The 2,489-nt window shown below is 44.0% G+C and carries 2 protein-coding genes; one reads left to right on the top strand and one right to left on the bottom strand.

Annotated elements, in window-relative coordinates:
• Positions 1-117 precede the first annotated feature (117 nt).
• Positions 118-1,923: a group II intron reverse transcriptase/maturase gene (gene ltrA / locus Q3C19_RS18050; protein WP_071149918.1), complete on the bottom strand. Its 1,806-nt coding sequence runs from the start codon at positions 1,921-1,923 to the stop codon at positions 118-120.
• A 296-nt stretch (positions 1,924-2,219) separates the two neighbouring features.
• Between ltrA and Q3C19_RS18045 the strand changes: the two genes are divergently transcribed.
• Entirely contained in the window at positions 2,220-2,402 is a 183-nt protein-coding gene (locus Q3C19_RS18045) for a hypothetical protein (protein WP_165356980.1), read from the top strand.
• Positions 2,403-2,489 lie beyond the last annotated feature (87 nt).

Here is a 2,489-nt window from a genome sequence, read left to right as displayed (position 1 = left end):
GTAGGCTCGGCACTCGGCGCCTTGCCGCATTTCTGCGGTAGGTTTCCGAGAGCCTGCCCCCGAACCGTGCTTACATGTCTCCATGTACACGGCTCTCCGTTATAATTCAACTTAGTGTTATACATTGCCATGTATTTTAGCATTACATTCTGGACAGACTGCCAATGTTTTACGGTGCATTTTGAGCATGATGCGTTCCCATTCGTTCTTGCCTGTCAAGTCTTTCAAGGCACGAACATGGTGCATCACCGTTTTGCCATGCGCTCCGCATACCTCGCACTGTTCCGCCTTTAGTCTCTCAACAAGACTTGAGGCTGGCAGAAAATTGGTGTTTGGCATTATGTCGCATTTAGCATCACATTGAGCGTCTTTTCTCTTGAAACCCTCATTAAAGAACACACGGCATTTGCATTGCCCTTTTGCATCCGTGTAACTGATTACAAAGTCTTTGTCTTTCGAGTATTTCTTTTTAATCTTCCGTACACTGCTGCTTTGCTTTTTGGCGATGCTTTTGTACATACTGTATTCCATAATATAACCGAACCTTTTGCAAAGAGTAGATACATTGTTCGCTATCGAGTAATAATTGTAGAATCCTCTTATCTCCTTATTGAATTGGGCTACAATATCCTCCGGTTTGCAGTTCATCATATAACTGCGTGCCTTTGGCTTCCAATCCTCCTTGCCATTGGTTTGTATAACCCTCATGGCTTTGTAGTCAATCAACTTGTTCTTGACCACCTCTCTCGGGAGTAGAAGCACAACCTTGCGGTTGAACATTCTTTTGAGCACTCCATTCTTATCTCTCTTGGTGGCTTTGGAGTTGCGTACGGTTATTTCATATCCCAGAAATTTAGCTTTTTCTTGTGCTTGGGTTATAAGCGTTTTCTCTGCCGACAGTTCAAGTTTTAGCTTATCTTTCATGAATTGTGTGATATTCGCTTTGATTTGCCCACATTCTTCATGGCTGCCGACAACCCCAATCAAGAAATCGTCTGCGTATCTGACATATTTCAACCGTCTGTACTCTTCATCCATTTCCATGACACAAGGCATTTGTTGCATCTGTCGGTAATACCCTTTGATTTTATCAATAAGGTCTTTCCGTACCTTTGTATCGGTTTCGGATTTCAGTTTCTTTTCCAGCTTGTTCTTACGGTCTTTAATCCGACGGTAATCCTTATCCAATCTTCTGCTTGCGCCTTTATTGAAAGATTGGGCGTATTCCTCCATGTACTTGTCGAACTTGTCAAGGTAAATATTAGCCAGTATGGGACTAATGATGCCGCCTTGCGGAGTTCCACTGTACGTGTGTCTGTATTTCCAATTTTCAATATACCCAGCGTTCAGAAATTTACGGATGAGCCTTATGAACCTCTCGTCCGCTATGCGTTCTTCGAGTATGCCAATCAGAACGTTATGGTCTATGTTGTCGAAGAAGCCTTTTATGTCCCCCTCTATAAACCATTTTGTTCCGAGAAACGTATCTTGAATTTGGTTTAATGCAGTCTGGCAACTCCTACGTGGTCTGAATCCATGTGAGGTATTTTCAAAACTTCCCTCGTATATGGCTTCCAGTATCATGTGTACCACTTCCTGCACCAACTTGTCTTCAAAAGACGGGATGCCCAACGGGCGTTTCTTTCCGTTCTTCTTAGGGATATAGACCCTTTTGGCTGGGTTGGGTTTGTAACTTTCGTCTCTAAGCTTGGAGATTAGATTTTCTATTCTCTGAATGCTCATTTCGTCAACTGTCTTGCCGTCTGTCCCAGCGGTCATATTGCCCTGTTTGGCATAGATTCGCTGGTAGGCGGTATAGAACATCTGTTCATTGAATAGAATACGATACAACCGTTCGAACTTATAGCCCGATACATTGCTGTGTTTCACTAAGTTGTTCAATACATTCTTTGGATTTCTCATAATGTCTCTCACATTTTCCTTTGATTATATTGATTATATAACTGCTTCCCTTCGCCATGTGCAGGGCATTACCCTGCTCGGACTACTACGGAAGCTCCGTTGCCATGCCGAATATTCAAGAACGACTTCTATAGCCTTTCGGCGTTTCGGTTTAGGCAATCCCCATTTAGCGGGTGTAATAACAAGCATGACAGACTGTCGGATGCAACGTTCGTCCGTTAATCTGCTTATTGCAGACGTGTCGCAGTCAGTTCTTTGCCCCATACAACCTAAACACTTGCTGGGGTACATGCGATATGGCGTTGGTAACTGCCTTCCGCCACAGCCCTGGTATGTGCCACTGGATTGTTGTTCAACCAGTTCAGGCTTCATCCTCATGTCCGTCTTTCTGTCTTGCCATTCAGTCGCAGCGTGGCAGTTGGCTGACTTATGGCTTCTCCGACATGCTACACTCCCCCTCGGGTTTCCCTCTGGGATAAGTCGGATGACAGTAGGTCTTATTTTCATAGAACTCTAACCTAATCTATTGCTAAATAGATATTTATTACACCGCCTTATGGGCGCAC

This window comes from Bacteroides sp. ET489 (assembly GCF_030518095.1).
Taxonomy (GTDB): Bacteria; Bacteroidota; Bacteroidia; order Bacteroidales; family Bacteroidaceae; genus Bacteroides; species Bacteroides ndongoniae.
Note: the sequence above shows the minus strand (reverse complement) of the source record. Positions and strands in the feature narration are given on the sequence as shown.